The sequence below is a fragment of the Bdellovibrio sp. HM001 genome, from assembly GCF_055397275.1.
The window spans coordinates 2,957,063-2,979,678 of the sequence record NZ_AP029174.1 but is presented as its reverse complement, the minus strand read 5'-3'; the positions used below and the strand labels follow the sequence as shown (position 1 = coordinate 2,979,678).

General features: G+C 49.7%; 16 protein-coding genes. 9 read left to right on the top strand and 7 right to left on the bottom strand.

Annotated elements, in window-relative coordinates; genetic code table 11:
* Position 1: 1 nt before the first annotated feature.
* Genes ACZ5ZZ_RS14035 through ACZ5ZZ_RS14015 form a run of 5 tightly spaced genes read left to right on the top strand, consistent with a single transcriptional unit; the run spans position 2 to position 8,712 of the window.
* Positions 2-988 (top strand): hypothetical protein, encoded by a 987-nt coding sequence (locus tag ACZ5ZZ_RS14035; protein WP_464131877.1) that lies wholly within the window; start codon positions 2-4, stop codon positions 986-988.
* Positions 985-2,103: a hypothetical protein gene (locus tag ACZ5ZZ_RS14030; protein ID WP_464131875.1), complete on the top strand. Its 1,119-nt coding sequence runs from the start codon at positions 985-987 to the stop codon at positions 2,101-2,103. Before ACZ5ZZ_RS14035 ends, ACZ5ZZ_RS14030 begins: the two co-directional genes overlap by 4 nt.
* Positions 2,104-2,110: 7 nt before the next feature.
* Positions 2,111-4,834: a PD-(D/E)XK nuclease family protein gene (locus tag ACZ5ZZ_RS14025; RefSeq protein WP_464139949.1), complete on the top strand. Its 2,724-nt coding sequence runs from the start codon at positions 2,111-2,113 to the stop codon at positions 4,832-4,834.
* Positions 4,810-7,890 carry a UvrD-helicase domain-containing protein gene (locus ACZ5ZZ_RS14020; protein WP_464139947.1) on the top strand — a complete coding sequence of 1,027 codons (3,081 nt, stop codon included), beginning with the start codon at positions 4,810-4,812 and terminating at the stop codon, positions 7,888-7,890. The genes ACZ5ZZ_RS14025 and ACZ5ZZ_RS14020 overlap by 25 nt, the downstream gene beginning before the upstream one ends.
* A 27-nt stretch (positions 7,891-7,917) precedes the next feature.
* Positions 7,918-8,712 (top strand): PilZ domain-containing protein, encoded by a 795-nt coding sequence (locus tag ACZ5ZZ_RS14015; RefSeq protein ID WP_464139945.1) that lies wholly within the window; start codon positions 7,918-7,920, stop codon positions 8,710-8,712.
* 43 nt (positions 8,713-8,755) lie between these two features.
* On the opposite strand, the gene ACZ5ZZ_RS14010 is transcribed toward ACZ5ZZ_RS14015, so the two are convergent.
* Both ACZ5ZZ_RS14010 and ACZ5ZZ_RS14005 read right to left on the bottom strand, forming a co-directional pair.
* Positions 8,756-9,229, bottom strand: a complete 474-nt coding sequence (locus ACZ5ZZ_RS14010; protein WP_464118307.1) for a hypothetical protein — start codon at positions 9,227-9,229, stop codon at positions 8,756-8,758.
* A gap of 88 nt (positions 9,230-9,317) precedes the next feature.
* Entirely contained in the window at positions 9,318-14,177 is a 4,860-nt protein-coding gene (locus tag ACZ5ZZ_RS14005; protein ID WP_464139943.1) for a zinc-dependent metalloprotease, read from the bottom strand.
* Positions 14,178-14,472: 295 nt separating this feature from the next.
* On the opposite strand from ACZ5ZZ_RS14005, the gene ACZ5ZZ_RS14000 reads away from it, so the two are divergent.
* A complete protein-coding gene (locus ACZ5ZZ_RS14000) occupies positions 14,473-15,255 on the top strand; it encodes a DUF5602 domain-containing protein (protein ID WP_464139941.1) in 783 nt (260 codons plus the stop codon).
* Here ACZ5ZZ_RS14000 and ACZ5ZZ_RS13995 read toward each other — a convergent pair.
* The gene (locus ACZ5ZZ_RS13995) at positions 15,209-15,997 is read right to left on the bottom strand and encodes a hypothetical protein (RefSeq protein ID WP_464139939.1); all 789 of its coding nucleotides are present in this window, start codon (positions 15,995-15,997) and stop codon (positions 15,209-15,211) included. The two genes, ACZ5ZZ_RS14000 and ACZ5ZZ_RS13995, sit on opposite strands and share 47 nt — an antisense overlap.
* A gap of 7 nt (positions 15,998-16,004) precedes the next feature.
* Positions 16,005-16,859, bottom strand: a complete 855-nt coding sequence (locus ACZ5ZZ_RS13990) for a hypothetical protein (protein ID WP_464131863.1) — start codon at positions 16,857-16,859, stop codon at positions 16,005-16,007.
* Between the two features lie 197 nt (positions 16,860-17,056).
* Between ACZ5ZZ_RS13990 and ACZ5ZZ_RS13985 the strand changes: the two genes are divergently transcribed.
* From ACZ5ZZ_RS13985 to ACZ5ZZ_RS13975, 3 genes are all read left to right on the top strand, one after another.
* Positions 17,057-17,809 (top strand): RNase H family protein, encoded by a 753-nt coding sequence (locus ACZ5ZZ_RS13985; RefSeq protein ID WP_464139937.1) that lies wholly within the window; start codon positions 17,057-17,059, stop codon positions 17,807-17,809.
* 5 nt (positions 17,810-17,814) lie between these two features.
* Positions 17,815-18,591 (top strand): SDR family NAD(P)-dependent oxidoreductase, encoded by a 777-nt coding sequence (locus ACZ5ZZ_RS13980; protein WP_464118301.1) that lies wholly within the window; start codon positions 17,815-17,817, stop codon positions 18,589-18,591.
* A gap of 88 nt (positions 18,592-18,679) precedes the next feature.
* The gene (locus ACZ5ZZ_RS13975) at positions 18,680-19,501 is read left to right on the top strand and encodes a substrate-binding periplasmic protein (protein ID WP_464139935.1); all 822 of its coding nucleotides are present in this window, start codon (positions 18,680-18,682) and stop codon (positions 19,499-19,501) included.
* On the opposite strand, the gene ACZ5ZZ_RS13970 is transcribed toward ACZ5ZZ_RS13975, so the two are convergent.
* Genes ACZ5ZZ_RS13970 through nadB form a run of 3 tightly spaced genes read right to left on the bottom strand, consistent with a single transcriptional unit; the run spans position 19,502 to position 22,596 of the window.
* Positions 19,502-20,092: a hypothetical protein gene (locus ACZ5ZZ_RS13970; RefSeq protein ID WP_464139933.1), complete on the bottom strand. Its 591-nt coding sequence runs from the start codon at positions 20,090-20,092 to the stop codon at positions 19,502-19,504.
* Positions 20,092-20,943: an alpha/beta hydrolase gene (locus ACZ5ZZ_RS13965; protein ID WP_464139931.1), complete on the bottom strand. Its 852-nt coding sequence runs from the start codon at positions 20,941-20,943 to the stop codon at positions 20,092-20,094. Before ACZ5ZZ_RS13965 ends, ACZ5ZZ_RS13970 begins: the two co-directional genes overlap by 1 nt.
* 39 nt (positions 20,944-20,982) lie before the next feature.
* Complete coding sequence (gene nadB, locus ACZ5ZZ_RS13960) at positions 20,983-22,596, bottom strand: L-aspartate oxidase (protein ID WP_464131857.1); 1,614 nt, start codon at positions 22,594-22,596, stop codon at positions 20,983-20,985.
* Positions 22,597-22,616 lie beyond the last annotated feature (20 nt).

Below are 22,616 nucleotides of genomic sequence, written 5' to 3'. Positions count from 1 at the left end.
CATGACAGGTTTTAAAAGGACTTTGATATTACTTCTATCTTTGACTCTGACCACCTCCTGTGGTCAGCCCAACCTTCTGACGGATGTCTCTGAAACAGACTCTGATGAGGCTCTCTTCTTTGAAGCCAAAAAGAAGATTGATGCGCTGGAATGGGACACGGCTATTGATATCATCGAAAATCAGATGAGCGATGGCTATGCGGCCCAAGTGGACGTTCAGGAGGCTCTTGCTGGAGCCTACGCGGGAAAATGCGGATTCACCTTTGTAGACATTATCAACGGTTTGAAGAACAGTCCCTCGAGCAGTATTTTTCCGTTCTTTATGAGTATTTTTGCCGGCAATGCTCTGGACACCAGCGCCTGTGATCAGTCGATCAATATTATCACCTCGTTTGGATCGGTTCTGGAAAGAACCAATGATCAGAATTTGTTCCTGACGATTCTGGGGATTGCACGAATTGGCACGACCCTTGGAGCAAAGCTGGATCCCACTCAAGATGGCGTGGCGGACGGAGTTTATAAAACAGACTATAACATCTGCCATAACTACAGTGGTGGTGCGGGGTCGGCAGCAACAGACGGATGGCCTCAGGGTGATCCGATACAAAATTTTTTAAATATTCCGCTGCCCGTGGCGTCTCCGGCGCGCGCAATTACTGATACAGAAGCAAAGAAGATTGCCTCGGGGATTGGGATTATTTTTGAAAACATGTCGGCTCTCGCAGCGGTTTTAAGCGGCGGCAACTCAACCTTGACGGCGCTGCAGGATGCCCTTACCCAGTGTGAAGTGGTGGCCGGAGCTGGCAATTGCACGGCGACGAATGTCGCAGCGGTGACTCCAGAGCTACTCTATACAATTCGGGTGTTAATGGATTCTTCAGCCATGGGCTTTGGGACTTGCACTCCGGGAGTGATGCCGGATGACGTGGGTGATGATTTGAACAACCCAGCTTACTGCTGCATTAGATTGAAACCGCCGGTGCTATGATGAAAATTGTTGCTGCGATTTTTATTTTAATAGTGTCTTCCCAGGTCTCCGCGCAGGAGATCAACCAAAGCTATCGCTCCATACGGTCATTGGGAATGGGTGGGGCGGCTTTGACGACGACCCGAGGTGCTGAGGCTTTGTTTGTAAATCCCGCAGCGATGGATCGAATTGAAGGTTTGGATATACACCTGCTTGGCGTGAATGTCGGTGGCCGGATGTTATCCACCGAGGACCTTGATGCGATTTCTAACTTGGATGAAAATGATCCTTCCACTTACAATAATCTTTTCGGACGTCGTATCTATGCCAATGCCACCGGCAGTGCGGCGGTGGCGTTGCCGTTCCTCGGATTTGGATACTACACAGACTATAATGTGTCCCTGGAACTGCACAATCCTGGGTATCCTTCCTTTACGACTTATTTCCGTAATGACGAAGCCTATGTGATTGGTGGCGCTTATCCCTTGGGGCCGAAGACCTCGTTGGGATTGGCACTTAAGAGAATCAATCGCTGGGGTGGGGATGTGCAGGAACTGGGGCTTTCCACGGTGGCCAATGCGGGAGATTTGCAAAGCGTGATGGATGAGTTCCAGAATAAGGGAACAGGTTACGGTGTTGACTTTGGATTGATGACGGTTGCGGACACACCTTTAAATCCGACTCTCACGGTGGTGTGGAAGGATATCGGGGACACGGCCTTCACAAAAACAGCGGGGAACGATGCGCCCTCGCATATTCCGCAGAATCTTGGAGCAGGTGTTTCGTTGGGCGTGGATTTGCCGGGCCTTGACTGGGTGATTGCCTTGGAAGGCCAGCATCTTTTGGATCCCGATATTCAGATTGGAAAGAAGCTGCACTTGGGGACCGAGATTTCTTTGCCATTCCTGGATCTGCGCGCGGGTGTGAATCAGGGTTATGTGTCCTATGGTGTGGGAATGGACTTCTTCATTTTCCGCATTGATGCTGCAAGTTACACAGAGGAGCTGGGTGTCTATCCCGGTCAGAGTGCCGACAATCGCATTATGGTGGGCCTCAGCATTGATTTAAGCTTTGATGCTAACTTCAAATTCACGGATAATAACGGCAAGAAAAGAAAACTGAAACAACGCCGGTAATCCAAAAATGCTGAAAGTTATTTCCATCGAAAGCAGATCTCAGATTTCCGAGATCTTCGCCAACTACAATCCGAAAGAACAGTCCTGGCTGGTTTCGGATCTTCGCACTAAATTTGAACTTCAGCAGAAAATTCTGGGCCGTGACGGCCAATATGTCGACGAATCCGTTTTGCGTGCCAGTGACCTGTGGAAGATGTTGTTGAAGCGTCTGGATCCGGGGTTGCGTCTGGTCAGTGATCCTTTTGCCAGATCTCTTCTGCGCACCATCATGGATGAACACGCCGAAGTGCTCGGGGTAAACTCTTCTGCGGAAGACACCGTGTTTAGTTATATCGACCAGATGGCGGCGGTGATCTTTCACCCGGAAGGAACTCAGCGCCTGACAGAATGGTTTGAAAGCCATCCCGAGGCGATGAACCGCTGGAAGGAATGGTATTTGCGTGCGCGTTTCTGCGCCCTGAAACTTCTGCAGGACCAACGTGTGATCACTGCGGATTGGATCACCGCATACCTGCAAAACTTCAACGAACTTGAAAGAGTCTGGAACATCCCCTTGATTGTGGATCTGAGCGGGGAGATCACACGGGTTGAGGCCGAGCTACTGCACGTACTTTCCCGGTCTGTCGATGTGGTGATATTGGAGCCCAACCCTGAATGGCGCAAAGACTTCCACTTCCTGCTGAAACCCTATGATGACTTGCGCGCTCAGAGCGCCAAGACGGAAAAGCTGCCCAAACCCGCCGAAGTGACAAAGAAAGTCGAGGTTCTGCGTTTCTCTGGAATGCTGGCGGAAATCAAAAACAGTGTGGGCACAGTTCGCCGCTGGGTGGAACAGGGAATTGCGCCCGATAATATCGCCATCATAGCACCGGATATTGAAACTTACTGGCCGGTGCTTCAGGCCTATCTGGCAGAAGAGGGAATTCCCGTTCAGAAGGACATCACCCACAAAGCGCAAAGTCTTCCTTCTGTCACGCGCTGGCTGGCGCTTTTGCGTTCCAAAAGCGGTCGTCTTTCCAGTTCGGATCTGGAGATTTCATTCTTTGAAAAAGAAGAGGCCCAGCAACTGCGCTATGAAGAATTCCGGGCCTTGTTTAAAAGCCTTTACGTCAATGAGGACCTGGCCCGGAATGAAATTGTGCATAAAGTATTCTTTGAGCAGATGGACCTGACCGGGTTTCTTAAACGCGACGAGTTTGTGGCCAAGGCGTTGATGTCCTGGAGCGCGGATGAAACAGACATCGTCCAGGTCATTCTGCGTGAGCTTCTTCAGAATGCCGTGAGTTCGACCTCCTTGACGTGGAAAGAATGGTTAAGCTATCTGGAAAGCATCGTCGCTGCGAAAGAGTACACTTTGGAAAAAGGGGAGCCTCGCGGTGTGATGGTCACAAAGCTGATGTCGGCACACAGTGAAAAAGCGCGACGACGTATCTTCCTGGGCCTGACGGATGAGTCTTTGAAAGGTCGAAATAAAACCCAGTTGTCAGGCCAGGATTACTTTGAGTTGGCCAAGGACATTGGCTTCTATCTGGACAATCCGGATCAAAGTGATTTGGAGTTTGAGCTGCGATTATTGGCTCAGGCTGATAGTGATGAGGACCTGTACTGCTTTGGAGCAACGGACTTAAGTGGCTCTCTGTGTTCGCCAGCGACATTCTGGATGAGCCTGCAGGGAGAGCATGAGAAGCTGACGATTCCTCTGGAAACCCGCTGGGACGAGTTGCAACATTCGCAGCAGCGAGGGGATCGTCCTTTGTTGGCAGGCCGCAAGCAGCAAGTGGAAGAGCGTATTTTACAGGATTTGGGTAAATCCCCTTCGGCCCCTATCCAGGGAGCAGAGCTTCCACGAATTTCGGCTTCGTCTATTGAAAGTTTCCTGGAGTGTCCGTTTATTTTTGCCGCCCAAAGATACTTCAAACTGAAGGATTTGCCGGATATTGATTTGGATGTGGATCATCGCACCCGGGGGCAGTTGGCCCATGCGATCTTTGAACAGCTGACGATTGAACCCATGCGTTTTGATTGGACCGTGTCGGAGCTGGAAGAGCTTCTGGAAAAGGTCCGAACCGAAAAGAAACTGATTTTTGCAGATGATCGCCTTTGGATCCCTTTGAAGAAACGTCATGTCCAGCTGGGTTTGCGTTTCCTGGATTTTGAAAAGCGTTGGCGCGAGGAATTTAAAAAGACCCGAACCATCGGACGGGAAAAACGCTTCGAGTTCTATCTTGATCCAAATACAGAGGAAATCCATCGCGAAGCCAAAGACAACTGCTTCCGTATCTCCGGTCAGATCGATCGGGTGGATTCGGATGGTGAAGGCCACCTGGTGGTGGTGGATTATAAGAGCTCCTCGGGCGGAATTTCTGCCCATGCCTCGTGGCTGAAGAATCACGAACTGCAACTGCTCTTTTATATGTGGGTTCTGGAAAAAGGCCTCATGCAAGACGTGCAGGGTGAAGTTATCGGTTTGTTCTACTATGTGTTCAGAAACTTTGAGCGCAAGGGCTTTAAGGTCGAGGACTTGGCGGGAACTCTATATCCGGCCTCCAAGCGCAAGGATAAAAATGCCACCTATGAAGCCAAGGAGCGCTATCTGACCGAATTCAGTCAAATCCTGATGATGACACTGGATCGGATCAAAAATGGCGAGTGTGACGCTCGTCCTGCGGATTATAAAACTTGTACAACCTGTGAGTGGAGGCGCCAATGTCGGGCACCACATCTGAATTAAAAAACATCATCCTGCGAGCCGGTGCCGGTGCGGGGAAGACCACCACTTTGACTCAGACCTTTCTGAAGTTTGCCAGCGACTTTCAGTCTCAGCACGGAAAGTTTCCCCGTATTGTGGTGACGACGTTCACCCGTAAAGCCACCCAGGAACTGAAAGAGCGTCTTTTAGGGAAAGCACTGGAGGAAAAGCGGGATGATCTTTTCCAGTTTGTCAGTTCCAAGTCTCAGGTGCAGATTTCCACCATTCACGGTGTGTTGAGCCTGTTTCTGTCCCGCTATGGTTCAGCAATCGGTCTGACCCCGGACTACAAGATCATGAGTGATTCGGAAATCCGCAAGGGCGCGCGCAAGATCATGCGCAAATATCTTCTGGAGAATCCGCAGTTGCAGGAGCTTTTGGAAGAATACGACTTCCAGACTTTAGAGGGCGCACTGCTGAAGTATTTCTCTGAGCATGTGATCTTTCCGGGGATGACATTTATTTCCCGCGGTGAACTGGAAGCTGAGACCGTCAAAGTTGTCCAGCAGATTGCCAGTCAGTTGCGCCGTGTATGTCTGGAAATTTCCCAGGAGACCTCGAATGACAAGTGGATCGAGTATGCCGGTGCGATGACCTGTTTTTCCTGGAATGTGAATAATTCGGAGTGGGCCCAGTTCTTTGAGCGTTTGGAAAGCTTCTGGGAACACACCAGCAAGCCGGTCTTTCGCAAAGCTTCAGCGCCATTCAGTTTAAGTCTGAACGAAGAGCTGGAAGAAGTGCGCGACCGCATTGATGTCCTTTTGAAGGAGCCGCGCTATCGCCCCGAATATTGGGATCGCCATCAGCGCAACTGCGGTCTGTTTGAAGAGCTGGCAAAGAACTTCAGCCGTGATTTTATGCAGACTAAAATTGAAAATGGTCTGTTGTCGATGAGCGATCTTGAAGCGCTGGCCTATAAAATCATCATGGAGCAACCGGAGGCTGCGGTGAAGTTTTCCCAGGAATGGGACTTCTGGATGGTCGACGAATACCAGGATACCAGTCCGGTGCAGGTGGAGCTGTTGCGCCACTTGGTGGGTGAAAGACCGGTCTTCATTGTCGGAGACCCTCAGCAAAGTATTTATCTGTTCCGCGGGGCTCGTTCCGAAGTCTTCAAGGAAAAAGTGGACGAGATTGCGGCTCAGAATGGTGATGTGCAAGTGAAGCTGGTGAACTACCGCTCATCACCGGAGGTTCTGGAGTTCTTCAACCATTATTTCACACGTCTTAGTCCGCAGTTTGCGGCAATGACTCCGGATGAAAGAAAAGAAAAAAAAGGCCCGGCCATTCCTGTTGTTCAGGTTCTTCTGACAGAAACCGGCGACGAACACGAGACTTCGGCCGAAGTGCTGGCAACAGTTTCCCGTATTCAGGAGCTTTTGCAGCAGGGGGTCAGTCCAGAGCAGATTTGTGTTCTGGGGCGTACTCACAAGACGTTGGAGGACATTGCCAAGGTCGCACAGGAATACGGAGTTCCGTTACAGCTTCATAGCGGCAGCGGGTTCTATGAGCGCCGAGAGGTTCTGGATGCCCTGGCAATCCTGAAGTTTTTGGTCAATCCCCATGACAACGCCAATTTCGTGGCTCTTTTAAGATCCCCGTGGCTGGCTTTGCCGGACTCTGAAATTGTGACCTACTGTCATTCTTTCCGTCACTCCTTCTGGAAGGAAGCACAGAAGCACATGGACAGTCGGGACGAGCAGCATCCGTTGCGCGTTTTGAAGACACTACTGGGGCAGGCCGAATCCAAAGGCCTTTCGTTCACTTTAAAAAAAGCTTTGATTGATCTGGGGCTGTTTGATTACTCGGCCCGCATTGATTCCACGGGCCGGCGTGAAGCCAATCTGTGGAAGGTGGTGGCGTTACTTTCGCAGGAAGAGCGACGCCCGGGCTTTAACTATCTGGATTTCCTGGATGCGAGTTTGGAAACTTTGTCTACGGATGAAGGCGGTGAGGATGCGGATGCCACGCCGGTGATTGAGCCCAAACGTGTGAACTTCATGACGGTCCATGCCTCCAAAGGTTTGCAGTTTGATCAGGTGATCTTACCGGGAATGGGCAGTGACCCCCGCGCCAGTCATGCGCCTGTTTTAAGTATCCACGAAAAAACCGGGTTGTGGTCTTTGAAGATTCGCAACGAAGAAACACAAGCCATGGCTGGCAGTGTTCTGGCCGATCAGATTGTGGAAGAACTGCGCCGCCGGGAAACGGAAGAGTTCAACCGCGTGCTTTACGTGGCGTTGACACGGGCTAAGTCCGGCGTGACATTGTTGTGGGATAAGAAGATCGGCAAAAAGTCCTGGGCAGCCCAGTGTCCGCTGAACTTGGAAGAGGGTTTGCATGAGGAAAAAGATTTTTCTTATGTTGTCCGCGCCGAGAACTTGCAACCTGTTCGAATGATGGAGCAGGACCTGGCTGAAAAGGACGTTCGTGCTCCATGGTCTGGGGCGGAAGTTTCGGAGAAGCGTAAGTATATTTCTGTAACAGAATTAGTAACGCCGGAAGGTGTGCAGGGGGAGGGATACACCCCCAAGGCGACCCAGCTTGGAAAAGGTCTGGCTCGAGCCCAGCAAGGGACCAATGCCCATCGTCTGTTTGAAGCCTTGAAGTTCAGTCCTTTTGAGGAGCTTTTAAAGATTTCGGACGAGGATCTGCGCAAACCGTTGCAGTTCTTGGCCCAGACCTCGGAGCTTCCATTGCTCAAGATTATCGAGAATGGCTTTGTAGAGTGGGGGTTTGCCCTGAAATACAAAGAAGCTTTGATGCAGGGACAGATCGATCTTTGGGGTATTGTGGACGGAACTTTGTGGATGGTGGATTACAAGACCGGGTCGCAGAGGTATTCGGATATGGCCTTCCGTCAGTTGGAAGCCTATACCTGGGCTCTGCACCGCATGAACTATCTGCAAGGGGTTTCGCAAATTAAGCTGGCTGTGGTTTATCCGATGGACGAGGTCGTGAAGATCGAAACGGTGACTGATCCCGTGGAATTGAACAAACAGCTAGAGAGAAGCATCGACAACTATTTCCTTGTATAGAAATTCAGGGTTCCATATCATTTTGTTATGAAAACAAAACCATGGTCCCTGATCATTCTTGCACTTCTTCATATACTTGCCCCTGTTGGAAATCTTGTTTTGAATGCCCTGCGCTCCGGAAGAACTCTGGGACAGCAGTGGACGTATTGGTTTGATGTTCTGCCAAAACCATTGCTTTTGATTTATCTTGTAATCCCGGTTCTGGCGGGAATCTTTATATATGTGTGTAAGCGCTGGAGCTACTGGGCTTATCTGGGATGCCTGTTGATCGTTCTGGCTTCAAATGTCTATAGCTACATGACGAATATGAATCTGAGCACATTGCTGTTGTTGATTTTGGTTGTAGTGGTGGATCTGTTGGTCGTTGCGTATTTCGTGGTTCCATCTGTGCAGAAGGTATACTTTGATCCACGCACTCGCTGGTGGGAAGCCGCTCCACGCTATCACTTTAATCATATGGGAATGGTGAATGGCGAAAAGGCCTTCGTGAAAAGTATCTCTCTAGGGGGATTGTTGCTGTCATCAGCACCGGCGATGAGTGAAAATGAGGACGTCACAGTAAGTTGGGACTTCCAAGGGCAGCATGTTGAAGTTAAAGGGAAAGTTGTATACAAGCTTCAGCACGGCGAGATTCCGCAATACGGAGTCCGCTTCGAACACGGCGGCGACAGTGACCGTCAGATTAAAGAACTGATCGCAAGGCTTCACAATGAAGGATTGATTGTCACAGAAAGACTGCCGGGACCGGAGGATGGCTTCGGAGTTTGGTTGAAAAAACTTGTGACACGCGGGGAAGGTTTGTTCCCCAAAATGAGAGCATAAAAAAAGGGAGGCCGAGAGCCTCCCTTGCCTTTTCAGATTCTGATTATCGGGTGTACTGGCAGCTTGCGGCAGCTTTTTTGCCGAGACCGAAGGCCACGCCCTCAAATTCTTTTCTTAGCAAAGTCAGTTTGCTTCCGTCCTGGGAAAGTTTCATGGAAATGGTGCTTTCCTCACGCGTGGCCGGAACACCCACGAAAGAGCTGGTTCCTTTGAATTGGAAGGAAAGAACCCCTTTTTCCAGGGTGACCTGTTCATACCCCTTGGTACTGCTCAACGCTTCGCCATGGGAATAGGATACTTTACGTTTTGGACCATTCACTTCGCCTGAATAGATCATGTATCCGTCCCGGTTGAAAGAAGCTTCATTGCCATTAACCTCGATGGTGAAAGAATCATAGCAGAAGGTGTCGCCTTCAACTTGAGAACTGGTCAGACGATAGGTGCCCGCAAACTGATCTGCGGAAGCCAGAGCCGAGGAAGCGGACAAGAGAAGCATGCCAAAGATTACCTGTTTCATTTTAAACTCCAATTGTATTGTTCACTATTTATTTAAATAAAAAAGCCCGGGCTCTGAGAGAGAGAAGAGCCCGGGCCGGAGAGTCTTATTATTGTCTGTTCAGCTCTGGGTTCGTCATCAAGCTTAGCTTGTTGAGGAACTCAAGGTTCTTCATGATGATTCCGTAGGAAACTTCAAGGTTGGAACCATTCACCAATTGACCGACCACGCCGCCCAATTGTTCCAGAACTTCAAAACCTTTGTTTTTGCTCAAAGCCGCACCTGTTTTTTCCAGGCCGGACTTCACAGCCGTGAAGTTCAGAGAGAACAATGGCAGAACTTCCTCGATCTGGGACGCTTGATCAGCAAGTTGCTGAGCTGCTTCCTGAGCACCTTTCTGCTCTGTCAGAAGAGCGATGGATACAGAGATGATTTGTTTATTCAGCTCTTCCATCATTGCAACCTGACCTTCAACAGAAAGCTGTGGATTTGCTTTTACAAGCTCCGCAGAAACCAGTTTTCCGTCTTTGTTCAGCTCATTCAATTTCGCAGTCAACGCGTCTTTCGCCGCCTTAACCTGTTCAGCCATCTTACCTTGAGTCAGAAGATCCTGAGTTTGCAAAGCAACCATCTTCTCGATCATTGGCACGATAACATCTGAAGCCTGAAGAACGTTGTTCTTTTCCGCCGCAACCTGCAACAAAGTGCCGGATGCCAAAGCGTTGTCCACTGCCCAGTAAGTCAGACGTGTTTTGCTGTCCGCAGAAACACCCAACTGGCTCAGGGTAATACGGTCTGTCGGAGCCGCACCTACAGAAGTACCTACCTTGAACAGGTTCGCAAAGTTGTCTTTGTCTCTCAGCGTAGAAGCTTCAAGATTCAAGACAGAGAAGATACCTGCGTAAGCTCTCATTGCTGGGGTGACAGTCGCTTTCAAACCTTCTGCCGGGCTCAGGATCGCGTGAGCATTCGTGAACGAAGGTTGCAACTGATCCAGAAGCATACCTGTGATTGTGTTCACATAGATGCTGCTTTCTGGAGACATGCCCAGGATGTACTTCTCGAAATCCAGGAAAGAGAACTGGATGCTGTTCGCATAGTACTTGTATTCTGGGTAACCTTTCATAGTCAGGAAGTTCATCGCCATCAATTTGTCGTATTCGATACCCACGGTATCCAGACGATCTTCGGCCATGGCCATGTCCTGCAAAGCACGTTTTTCAACGATTTCGATATCTGTGATTACTTTGCCAGTTTCTTCACCTTTTTCATTTGTCTCCTTGTACTGGTATGGAATCGCTTCGAAGCGGTCCTCGCTCAAGAACGGAGAGTTTGCATCCGGAGTCTTCAACAACTGATTGAAGAAGATGTACGCTTTCAATGTCGCCTGCATGTAGTCCTGACGCTCTTCCTGGGAGCCGATGCCCAGAACCAGCTTGTAGAACAACTCGTCCATAAACTGACGCATCAAGAACATGGTGTGCATGGATCTGCCCGTAGCAGCTGCAGAAGAACCCAGATAGAAGTTGTTACGACCCCAAGAGTGGTAGTTCGTGACGTATCCATCGTCGTAGTCTTTGATCAGGTTTTCCACGATTTCAGTCGCAGAAGTACCAGAGTCAAAGCGTTGGCAAGTTGGTTCAAGCTGTACGTGGATGTCCGTGCAGTATTTGTAAGGCTTCAAGTACTTGGAAACAGCGTTCGTAGTCACATTATTCCAGGACTTCATAGCATTCTTGATCTGGTCAACGTGTACGTATTTACCAGCCTGAGAGCTTTCCAACAAACCTGTGTGGGAAGCGCGCAAAGCGTGGATGTCGTATTTACCGATACCATCCCAGCTGAAGGAACCTGGAGCGTAGTAGTCCATAATAGAGGAGTAGTTACGCTTGGACTCAGAGCCGTCCATATTATTGAAGTTCGCTTTATCGAAGGAACCGATGAAGTTGTGAGTCAGACCTTGAGAGTGACCCATTTCATGGGCCAAGTCGAAGTACAACATCTCACGAAGAGCATCTTTGTAAGAGCTTTGAGCGTATTTACGGCCCAAGGATTCACGAGCAGTCAGCATACAGCCCGGAGAGTTCTTGAAATGAGAGCTCAGCTTCGTGCGGATGTCCCCACGACGAGTCATCGCTTCCAACTGGGTTCTGTCGCGCTGATTCAGCTTGGCACCTTTGGAAGCAAGCATTTCTTTGGCAACCAGGCCTTCAAGTTCAGCCACATCCATGGATTTGTTTTCATTCAACTTGCGAAGAACGCGATCCAACCAGCCGCTTTCCATATTTGGCGAAGCATATTTGAAGGCGGATTCGCCACCCAGCGACTTACGCAACTGAGCCGCAGCTTTAACATTTGATGTTACTGCAGAAATGTTTTTAGTCTGCACCTTAGTGCCAACTTCTTTTTTGTGAGCCAGAGCTAGTTTGGCAATTTTCTTTGCAAACTGAGTTGCTGTCTGAACTTTTTCTTCAGTCGTGCCACCAGCTTTTGCGCCCGCGGCTGCCTGCTTTTCAGCCGCTGCTTCGGCCTCTTGCTGTTGAGTCAGCTGTTTCAAAGCCGCCTGACGGAAGGCTTCTTTTTGGTCGTTCCAAGAAACAGTGATCTGTTGGTTGCGCTGAGTGCCGGCAATGTACTGTTGCAAGTTGCCCGCGTAAACAATCAGGGAGTCCGCTACCACGATACCAGAGCGTGGGTTGTAACCAACCTGAGACACACCCAAAACGCCGTGATTGTCGTTGAATTTATTTTCGAAGTGGATGATGTTTCTGTTCAAGTCACCAACTTTGGCCTCGATACCATCTTGACCCGCGAACTGAACCTCAACATAGCGGCCAGTGCGTTCAAACGGAGTGCCCTTGAAGGCCTGTCTGTAAGCCAGGTCCCATGCGTCAACAACTTCTTTGGTTGTATCGATGAACAACTGACGGATTTCAGGTTGAAGTTTCGCGGAAGGCTCAAGACCCGTGACTGTGTACAACAGAGTTTTGCCATCACGGAAGTCGTGAACAACCGTCATATTGCGCTCTTGACCTTCACGGCCATACAGACCTGTTTCAGTCGGATTGATTTGACCGATCGTCCAAACACCGTATCCCATCGCATTTTGTGCACGGAATGGAACTTCTGGAGCGTAAGCTTTATCAGTTTTGTTGTCATTCAATTTGAAGGAAATACGCTCTTTTAGGCGTGCCGTTGTCGACTTATTCGGAGTCCCGTTGTAGCTGTTCGTCACTGTATACTCTGAGGTACAGTAGTCTGCAAGACCTACAGAGTAGTTAAATGTGAAGTTCAAAGAGCCCTTCTCCAAATTCATGTCCACGTCAGACACCTGTGTGTCTGCGAGAGAGCGGATGCAAACATTATATAGAGACTCGTAAGGAGAATAGTCGGTGGTCAGGGTGTTACGAGTCCAGTCGATTTCAATGAACTCAGCATCCACGCGAGTCGCCGGAGTCATGCGGATCATGGAGTAGTCAGCACCCGACGCGTCTTTTTTGTCGTGTTTGAAGTACTTAACCGGGATGGACATCAGCTCTTCGTATTCCATCGCGTTAGATCCGTTTTTATGGTTCAACAATTTATCAGCTTTACGAACCACCAGACGGTTTTCTTCCAGATCGAATTTAACAATAGTCAACGCACCTGCCATACCAGGAGGGAAGATCGTTGTTTCTGGAGCATCTTCCAAAGTACGTTTGAAGAAGAACTCTTTACCTTTGATGTCCGCCACACGAAGAGTCGTGCGTGGATCCATTTCGTTGTTAGCTTCAACTTTCTTAGGTTGAACATTTTGTTCGATCTGTACCAGACCCGTGTTTTCAACTGCGCGCACTGGCTTGAAGGAGACCGTCGCATCCTGATTGCCATCATAATCCACCACTGGCAGTTCAGCGCGAACGTAGGAAACCGGAACATCATAACGAAGGATCAGAATACAACCTTCCTGAGCTTCTGCAGGAAGAGTTTTCACCAGCTCCGCAGAACACTGGCGTACATTGGACTTGTTGGAACCCAGTTTCAACTGTTGCATTTGGGAATCGCTCAATTCGGTTTTGCCGATTTGACCGATTTCAAAGACATGCAAAGCATCCACATCCAACAAAGTCAGAACGCGGGCATTTTCCTGCATTGCAACTGGGATTTGGAACTCTTCTTTCAGAGTTTTCGCAGTCATGACTTTGTTATTGATGCGGTCCATGACAAAAGTGCGATCCAGATCACCGCGGGAAGCGGCGTCAATGCCCACTGGCATACGGTCAGATGGATTGATGGACATCTGGAAGTGAGTCGCATCCGCCCAGTCTGTTGTTTTAAGACGAAGTGTGGATGTTTCTTCATTCAGTTGGTTCTTTGTTCTTTGCAGAACGCCGTAACCAGTGATTTTGAATTTGAACAATGGAACCAGGATCTTGGCGTCTTTTTTAGCCAAAGCTGTCGCTTTTTGAGCGCGGACCTGTTTTAGATTTGCCAGAAGAGATTTTACTTTGGAGTTGTCTTTGGCTTTTTGCAGTTGTTTTTGCAGAACAACTTCTTCTTTCACCTGAGCCAACTGTTTTTCAAGAATGGAAAGTTCAGAAACATCCGATACAATTTTGTAGGCTGTGACGAACTGTCTGTCTACAGACAGAGTGATCGGGTAGGAGCGACCCGCTTGTCCTGTCATTTCAAGCCCTTTAAACATGAACTTCAGACGGTTTGGAACTTTAACGTCTGTAACTGCAACCACACCTTTTTCAGCAGTGGCTTTGGAGGCATCACCCAAGCTCAAGTTTGTCAGACGCTCGTCAGTTGTGACCTGCATATCTGCAGATTCAGCCTGCAAGGCATCTGTTTCTTTGATCGCAAAGATGGATTCCTGAGCTTCTTCGGGCAGCGCCGCATCTCTTTTCTTCGTACAACCCGAAGCAAACAGTGCGAAAGCAACCAGAGCGGTCAGGGCCTTTGCGTATTGAGTCTTGTTAGACATAACTCTCTCCATTCCTAAAATGTCACCCTCTGAAGCCCATATCGAATATAGGGGCTTTGCCAAGGATGACTCTCTCCTGAAAGGAATAAATGCATCGAAGGTGCCACGGTGCTTTGGTCCCAGTTGGAATTATTTGCATTACAGCGTTGGAAGCTGTCGAGATTTTAGTCAGGGGACAATTCGGGCCTTTTTAAATTTGAGCCCAGATCCGTTCTGATTCCCGACAATTTTTCGGGATGAATCTTGTCTCAGATTGAGACGCGGATTTAGCTATGGTCAAACATGGGGGGTATTTATGAAAAGGTTTTCCTTCGCTTTTCTGATTTCATTCGCGCTTTCATCTATCGCACAGGCAATCACGATCTGGGGGCCGCCAGTGGCTCTGGGGGGCGCCACTGTAAGATCCTTTGTTGAAGCCTCGGACACAGGGGAGCCTCTGGCTATTGGCGTGGCGTTTCCCCGAGAGGCATTGCAGGGACTTCCTGAGCACGAGCCGGGTCAGTATGTAGTGTCTTTGCCGACGGTGGTTTTCTTGCCACCTTACAATCACATTGTTTTAAACTGGATGCCGCATGGACACGAACCTGACAGTATATACGGCAAACCGCACTTCGATTTCCATTTCTATTTGATATCTCCGGCACAGCGAGAAGCCATCACCTGCCAGGGGGATGATCATGCCGTTTGCATGCGGATGGCTCCCGCAAATCAGATTCCACCGTTTTATGTGCCAACACCAGAGCCAGTTCCGCAAATGGGATGGCATTGGGTGGACCCGCGTTCGCCGGAATACAACGGGCAACCGTTCACAAGTACCTTTATCTACGGATTCTATGGCGGCAAAATGAACTTCCTGGAGCCCATGATCACCCAAGAGTTCATCCAGACAACCACTGCTTTTGAAAGTCCCATTTCCATGGCCGAAGCTGTCGCGGAAACAGGATATTATCCAGCCCGCTACACGCTGGAGTATAATGAAGAACTGGGTCTGCACATGATCACGATGAGGGATTTAATCAAAAAAGAGGCTGCTAAAGAGCAAACACCTTCTGGCAGGAAACTGCGCGCGGGGAATTGATCAGGCGAGCTCCGTAAAGGCGAGCCAGGGGGCTTGCGGATTTGAGATCCCACAGACGGGAAACCTCATCAGCGAAGTGAGTCCCCTTTGTTCTGCTTTCTTTGAGGGCTTCATCCAGAAGGTGAAGCCATACCAGGGCCTTCTTTCGCTCTTGCAGCCATTCAGCGCGGGTTTTCGGAGCATAGGATTCCCCCGCCAGTGGAGCTATGAATTCCGGGCTAAAATTGAAGAACCCCAACGAGGACACGGCCTTATAGGGCTTTACAGCGAACTCCACTTGATCGTCGATCAGAATGGTGCGAGCGGGATGGGATTCGGGCATCACTAGCGCCAGATCTTTTTTGTTGCGTTTGGAAAATCGGATGGTCTCGTCTTGAGACACCACCTTCAGATGTTCCTTGGAAAATACACGATAAGCAATGTCCCGCAAAGACCGACCGTCAGATAAATGCACTTGCTCCAGTAAAGCTTCATTGCGGGATCTGTCTCCGCCGCTGAAGAAACTGATGCGCACTTCGGGGTGGCGCAGAAGCAGGGTTTCAATCACCTCTGGTAAAAAATCCGTATAACGATAGGTTTTGCCTTCGACAGTGCGCTGTTGAGGGTCATTTTCGTTGGCATTTTCAATGGAATAAAAGGTTGTCCAGTCGATGTCGAAGACAATATCAACGGCGGGCGTGGCCAGGGAAATCCGGGGTTGGAAGCACACAAATAATAAGAATGCTGCCAGCCAAAGCTTCATACGGTTCCTAGAAAACAAATGTTGCTGAGGCGTAGATCAAAGAGCTTTCCTCATCCAGCAATTTGACGTTGGAATCTGTGCCGTTGGGTCTGAGTGTGGAACCTGAGTTGGTGTGACCTGCGGCGATGTTGAAGGACGGGGAGATGTCATAGCCAATTTCCTGACTGAAGTCGAAAGAGTCTCTCATGACGTTCTGGTAGGACCAGGTGTTCATGTGAGTGAATGTGGCGGACAAGGCGATTCCCGATTCAAAGGAATAAGAAATGGAAACCATCTGAGAAGAGCTGTATTGTGTGTTCACGGCTCCATCCAGCGCAGTTTCATATTGGTGGAAGTTGCGTGTAACGCTGACGCCACCCAGGATGTCCAGTCCCGTAATGAGACGATCCGGGTTGATCATCAGGTCGCCACCGGCGGTGACCCCGGTCAGCAGGTTCTGTCTTTTATATGCATCTTTGGAAGTCGGGGCAATCATACCCACACGATAAGTGCCTTTGAAACTTTGGTTCAGATCAAAAGGTGCGCGACGCAGGGATACGGAGGTGTTGCTGAAGTCATCATTTTGGGCGTCTTTCAGGTCTTGCGAATAGCCCCCTTGTACGCGCAAGGAGAAATTGTTGGTCAGCTTCAAATTCAAACGGGCCAGATAGTCCATGACGTCGGACTGAGTGCCATCGTCATGGTTCACCAAATTGGTCGATCGGCTGGCGCTGACAAATCCACTCCAGCGGCGGCCGTCTTTCTTAGGGGCCTGGATGACAGAAGTGGGGGAGGTGACAGAAGCATTGTTATTGGCAAACACCGGTGCTGCCATCAGCGCCGTCAGTACAAAACCAATAAGGGGACGAATTGCAATAACCATAGCTTCTCCTCAGAGCTTAAAAAGCTCCTAAAGTCCTGTCCGTGAATATTGTTGCGAAGACGGTGCCAGTAATAAATTCAGCCTGGGCCATTATAAGCACACAGGACTGTCCAATGTTTAGCCACCAGCCCCAAAAGGGGCCGGCTTGAGAAACGGGTGGCCTTGACAGTCCCGGGCAACACGATGAGGATGATCGGGTGCAAAAACCGAGAGATTATATTCTGATTTATTCCGATGGTGCGTGTTCTGGAAACCCGGGTCCTGGGGGCTGGGGTAGCGTTCTGCTTTTCCCTGATAATCAAGTGCTGGAGCTGGGGGCGGGAGAATCCTCCACCACCAACAATCGCATGGAAATGACGGCCGCTCTGGAGGCCCTTCGTGCCGTGGCTCACTTGAAAATGCCGATTCATTTTTATACTGACTCGACATATTTGATCCGCGGAATCACGCAGTGGATCTTCGGCTGGCGCCGCAAAAACTGGCAAACCGCGGAGGGCGGTGAAGTTTTCAATCGTGATCTTTGGGAGGACATCTCTCAAGTGGTGGCGGCGCGTGGAGCTCAAGGGAAAATTGAATGGTTGTATTCCCGCGGGCACATGGGAACTCCGGGGAATGAACGCTGTGATCGCATTGCGGTGGCCTTTTCTAAAAATGAATATATCCAGTTGTATCGTGGCGACCTGGAACACTATGGAATTGATCTTTTGAATGTTCCCACGAACACGGCGTTGCCGGAAATGAAGGGTAATGGCGAAAAGAAGAAAGAAGCCTTCAGCTATCTGAGCAATCTGGGGGGGCTGGTGTATCGTCATCGCACTTGGCCTTCATGTCAAAAGCGTGTCAGTGGCCAGTCGGGTGCCAAGTTTAAAAAAGCCATGTCCGCCGCTGAAGAAATCGAAATCTTGAAATCCTGGGGTCTGGGCCCTGGAACTGAAATCAAGGAAGGATAAGCACTATGGAAATCAGCAACAGACAAATTCTGATCACCGGAGCCAGCCGCGGAATCGGTCGTGCTTTTGCTAAGATGTGTGCCGAAGATAAGGCTCATCTGCATGTGGTTTTGCGTAAGTATGACGAGGAAATCGTTAAAGAGTTGACCGAGCTTGGTGCTAAGTCCGTCACTGTGCATGAAGCAGATTTATCCACGCGCGAGGGTGTTGATGCGCTGCTGGCGCAATTGGCGGAGGTGCCGGTGGATATTCTGTTTAACAACGCTGGGATGTTGACGGGCGGATTGATTGAAAAACAGCCGATTGACGATATCTACAAGATGCTGCAGGTGAATGTGAACGCTCTGGTGCATCTGACGCATGGAATTCTGCCGGGCATGTTGAAAAGAAAACGCGGAAAAATCATCAATAATTCCAGCGTTTCGGCTTATATGCATTTTCCCTGTGCTTCGACTTATGCTGCCTCCAAGGCGGCCGTTGTGGCCTTCACAAACTGCATTCGTCTTGAGCTGAAGGATACCGGCGTGTCCACGCTGTTGCTCATCACGCCGGCGGTCCGAACCCGCATGTTTGATGAAGTCGAAAATCTTTATTCCAAAAACTTCGAGGTTCCTACGGACACTATTTCACCAATGAAGTATGCCCAGGTCATTCGTGAAGCGATCTTGCATGATCTGGAAGTCGTGGAACCCTCGGGTTTGACCGGTGTGGGGCTGAAAATTGCGAAGATGGCCAAGCCTCTTTTTGAGATGGAAGTTCTTCGTCGCTTTAAGCGCTCTTGATGCTCGCTGTGCCTCTGTAAATCTTAAGAGTCTGTAACTTTCTTAAAACCTTACTCAAGGTTGCCGAGAAGAGGTTAGGATTTGAGAGATGATATTACCGAGGCTGTTTTTTTTCTTGTTGTTATTGGCGTTGCTTGTGCGCGAAGTTCCTGCGCAGGATAAAGAGGCTGCCAAAAGATCCGCGACCTGCACGCGCCGTTACCTGGTGGATATCAGTGATTTTGAACCCCTGGCGATTCGCAAGAATGGCCGTCTGCAGGGGTTGGCTCATGATCTCACCGTCGAACTTCAAAACCGTTTGGGCTGCACCTTTATTGAGACGGAGCGTTCGATGCCGGTCGGTATTGAGAATATGTCCCGTGGCCGCTCTGATATTGTGTTGTTAGGGGCCGAGCAGTCGGGTTATGCCAAAGGGGGACACTTCGTTCGCCTTTATACCAACTATCGTGAAATGCTGGTGGCGCAAAGCAGCCATCGACCAGACTGGAAAATCGAAGACTATCTTCAGGATAAAAAGATCAAGTTTGCGCATCTTATCGGTGGCTGGAATATGATCGACAAAGAGCAGGAAGAGCAGCTTTTGAAAGAAGGCCGTCTGTTGGGTACACCGGGCCCCGAGGGAGCTTTTCATCTGCTGAAAGCCGGTCGTGTGCAGGCGGTTCTTTTTTCTGGAATCGTCAATTCACATCATATTGCCAAACTAAAAATGGAAAAACTGGTGGCGCGGGTGGAGGACCCTTCTGTGCGGGTCGAGATTGGGGCTTTTATATCAAAGCGCCGGGTCAGTCAGCAGGAACGTCAGTTGCTGGAAAAAGCTTTCGATGAAATGAAAAAAGATGGGAGTTTCCTCCGCATCTTTTCAAAGTACGTCAGTCCTGAAGAGGCCCGACATCGAATAGAATCGAAATAATCACGGTTTGATCGTCAGTGTTCCTGAGCCCACCGGACCCGTCATGGTGACCTTCATCTCTTTGCTTTCAATCGAAAGCATTGGAACCGGGAAAGTGAAAATATAAGGCGTGGCAAAGCGATTGTGGAAGGGATAGATCCCTTGAATTTCCGCCAGGGGAAGCTTCACACGAGTGGCCTTGCCTTCAAAGCGGCGACCATCGACATCCAGGAAAATTCTCCACATCGTGGTGTCTTTGAAAAGATCGTCGTTCTTTCTTTCCGGAGTGAAGAAGCTGACAAAGAATTCTGCCTGTTTGCTCAAGCGCTGTTCAAATTTGATCTTTTCTTCCTGATACTTGCTGTCACTCCATTGATACAGACGCACGTTCTGATCCAACTGGGCCGCGGCCACTTTGGAATTCAAGGCAACGCCTTCAACATCCAGAACATTATAAAAACCTGAATAGCTGCGGATCTTGTCAGAGTGCTGTTCCAGAACTTCCATGTATTGATCCGACGTGCGCAAGGTGCGGCCGGAAGGAGTGACTTCGTAAGTTGTGGCACAGGCTGAAAGAAGGGTGACAAGGATAAGACTGAAAAGTTGTTTCATTACTTGGACTCCAAAAAACCGTCGAGAAACTTTTTGATATCCGCAAAAACTGTTTGGCGGATGTTATCGTTGATCAGCTCATGCTTGGCATTGGGATAAACGAAGAGTTCTTTTTGAGAACTTCCCAGATGCTCATACAAAGCTTTGGTGGCCGCCGTGCTGATCACCGGATCGGAATCCGAAACAATCACCAGAGCAGGTTTTGTTAATTGATTGGCGCGGGGATTGACGTAATCAAACGACTCCAGGAAGCCCAGGAAAGCACCCGGGGACACGCGCGTGTGGCGAAGGGCATCCTGTTCATATTCGCGAATCACATCCGGATCACGTGTCAGCATGTCGTTGGTCAGCTCGTTCCCCATTGTGATCTGCGGCAGAATCTTATTCAGCAGACCTGCTCCGGCGGATTTAAACGCCGGTACGGGAACTGTCAGTCCCAGCAGCGGAGCGCTGATCACCATGGCTGTGAAATCAATATCAGAGTTTTGCAGAAGAGTTTTTAGCTGAATCAATCCGCCCATAGAGTGGCAGTACAAAATCACCGGCCCTTTGCGAACTTTTTCCTGTTGCAAAACCATGTTCAAAAAGATTTTGTAGTCCCTGCAGTAGTCGTCAAATTCCGCAACGTAGCCGCGACGTCCCTCGGATCGACCGTGACCGCGCAGATCCCAGCCATAGAAGCTCCACTTGTCATTTTCGAACGCCTTGATCAGGCGGTGATAAGACTCGGAATGTTCACCATGGCCATGAGTGATGATGACCGTTCCGCGCGCTTCGGGATTGTCCCAAATCTGGAAGAACAAATTGATGTCTTGATAGCCTTTAAAGAAACCTTCAGATCTTTTGTACATACTGTCTTAGCTTGCCGCGACCCCACCCACACGGGCAAGTCAATTCAGGCCTCGAACGACGATTGTATCCTGAGCGGTCTTGCTCTTTTCTGGATAGTCGAGGTTGTAATGGATGCCTCTGGACTCATGTCGACGAAGAGCACATTCCACCGACAGGTCGGCAACGATCGCAATGTTACGCAGCTCTAAAATGTCTGAATGAATTTTCATGTTGGAATAATATTCTTTGGTCTCTGAAAGAATATTTTTAAGACGATGCTGGGCGCGTGCCAGACGTTTGTTGGACCGGACAATGCCCATATAGTTCCACATCAGGCGACGGATTTCGTCCCACATATGATTGATCACGATCATCTCGTCATCGTTGGATTCCTGAGGATGAGTCCAGGGTTTGGGCTCTTTTGCGTACAAGGAGTAAGAGTTCCAGTGCGCTTTAATTTCTTCAGCGCAATTGTGAGCTGTTGTCAGGCATTCCAATAAAGAATTGGAAGCCAGGCGGTTGGCTCCATGCAGGCCGGTGCAGGCGGTTTCACCGATGGCCCAAAGGCCGGTGATGTCCGTGCGCCCGGTCACATCTGTCAGGACGCCACCGCAAAGATAGTGAGCGGCAGGAACCACCGGAATGGGTTGTTTGCTCATGTCGATGCCGAATTCTTCGCATTTGTTGAAGATTGTCGGGAAGCGCTGTTTAAGGAACTCACGATCCAGCTTGGTCATGTCCAGATAGACACATTCCGCGCCGGTCTTTTTCATTTCTTTATCAATCGATCGGGCCACCACATCCCGCGGAGCCAGTGAGCCCAGTTTGTGATACTTGTGCATGAAGGCATTGCCTTGGGCGTCCACCAGTTCTCCACCTTCGCCACGCAGGGCTTCGGAGATCAGGAAGTTGCGGGATTCGCGGTGGTACAGGCAGGTCGGATGAAACTGCATGAATTCCAAATTGGCGATGCGTGCCCCCACTCGGTAGGCCATGGCAATGCCATCACCGGTAGCTCCGCTCCAGTTGGAGGTGTACAGATACACTTTGCCGGCGCCTCCGGTGGCTAGGATGGTGTTTTTTGCTATAAAAGTATGCACTTCGCCGGTTTCTTTATTCAGGGCATAGCTGCCCACACAGGTCACCGGGGTCATGTCCGTGGGGTCGACCTCTTTGTTGACGATAAGGTCGATCGCATAGAATTTTTCCATCAGTGTGATGTTCGGATTTTCCAAGGCACGAGCCAAAAGCGTGCGGTGAATTTCCAATCCGGTTTGATCTTCGAAGTGAAGGATGCGTCGCTTGCTGTGTCCGCCTTCGCGCGTCAAATCGATTTCGTAGGTCTCTTTGGTGCCTTTGCGACGAACGTCAAAATGGACGCCCCAGTTTGTTAAATCCTTAATCCGTTCAGGGGCTTGCTCTACATAATCGCGAACCACAGTTTCTTTGCAAAGACCCGCTCCGGCCTCCAAAGTGTCCTGAACATGAGACTCAAAACTGTCTTCCTCGGACATCACGGCCGAGATCCCCCCTTGGGCCATGGCCGAATTGGTGCCGCCCGCGCTTTCTTTGGCGAGGACGACGACTTTTCCTTTTTCAGACAGCTTCAGCGCCAAAGCCAATCCAGCAGTGCCAGAGCCGATAATCAAAACGTCGCAGCGGTGAGTACTCATAGTGAGGATCTTCTACTCCT

What these genes read in the sequence shown, in the direction of transcription:
- ACZ5ZZ_RS14035 (WP_464131877.1), top strand. Translation starts at nt 2, where the DNA reads ATGACAGGTTTTAAAAGGACTTTGATATTACTTCTATCTTTGACTCTG.
- ACZ5ZZ_RS14030 (WP_464131875.1), top strand. Translation starts at nt 985, where the DNA reads ATGATGAAAATTGTTGCTGCGATTTTTATTTTAATAGTGTCTTCCCAG.
- ACZ5ZZ_RS14025 (WP_464139949.1), top strand. Translation starts at nt 2,111, where the DNA reads ATGCTGAAAGTTATTTCCATCGAAAGCAGATCTCAGATTTCCGAGATC.
- ACZ5ZZ_RS14020 (WP_464139947.1), top strand. Translation starts at nt 4,810, where the DNA reads ATGTCGGGCACCACATCTGAATTAAAAAACATCATCCTGCGAGCCGGT.
- ACZ5ZZ_RS14015 (WP_464139945.1), top strand. Translation starts at nt 7,918, where the DNA reads ATGAAAACAAAACCATGGTCCCTGATCATTCTTGCACTTCTTCATATA.
- ACZ5ZZ_RS14010 (WP_464118307.1), bottom strand. Translation starts at nt 9,229, where the DNA reads ATGAAACAGGTAATCTTTGGCATGCTTCTCTTGTCCGCTTCCTCGGCT.
- ACZ5ZZ_RS14005 (WP_464139943.1), bottom strand. Translation starts at nt 14,177, where the DNA reads ATGTCTAACAAGACTCAATACGCAAAGGCCCTGACCGCTCTGGTTGCT.
- ACZ5ZZ_RS14000 (WP_464139941.1), top strand. Translation starts at nt 14,473, where the DNA reads ATGAAAAGGTTTTCCTTCGCTTTTCTGATTTCATTCGCGCTTTCATCT.
- ACZ5ZZ_RS13995 (WP_464139939.1), bottom strand. Translation starts at nt 15,997, where the DNA reads ATGAAGCTTTGGCTGGCAGCATTCTTATTATTTGTGTGCTTCCAACCC.
- ACZ5ZZ_RS13990 (WP_464131863.1), bottom strand. Translation starts at nt 16,859, where the DNA reads ATGGTTATTGCAATTCGTCCCCTTATTGGTTTTGTACTGACGGCGCTG.
- ACZ5ZZ_RS13980 (WP_464118301.1), top strand. Translation starts at nt 17,815, where the DNA reads ATGGAAATCAGCAACAGACAAATTCTGATCACCGGAGCCAGCCGCGGA.
- ACZ5ZZ_RS13975 (WP_464139935.1), top strand. Translation starts at nt 18,680, where the DNA reads ATGATATTACCGAGGCTGTTTTTTTTCTTGTTGTTATTGGCGTTGCTT.
- ACZ5ZZ_RS13970 (WP_464139933.1), bottom strand. Translation starts at nt 20,092, where the DNA reads ATGAAACAACTTTTCAGTCTTATCCTTGTCACCCTTCTTTCAGCCTGT.
- ACZ5ZZ_RS13965 (WP_464139931.1), bottom strand. Translation starts at nt 20,943, where the DNA reads ATGTACAAAAGATCTGAAGGTTTCTTTAAAGGCTATCAAGACATCAAT.
- nadB (WP_464131857.1), bottom strand. Translation starts at nt 22,596, where the DNA reads ATGAGTACTCACCGCTGCGACGTTTTGATTATCGGCTCTGGCACTGCT.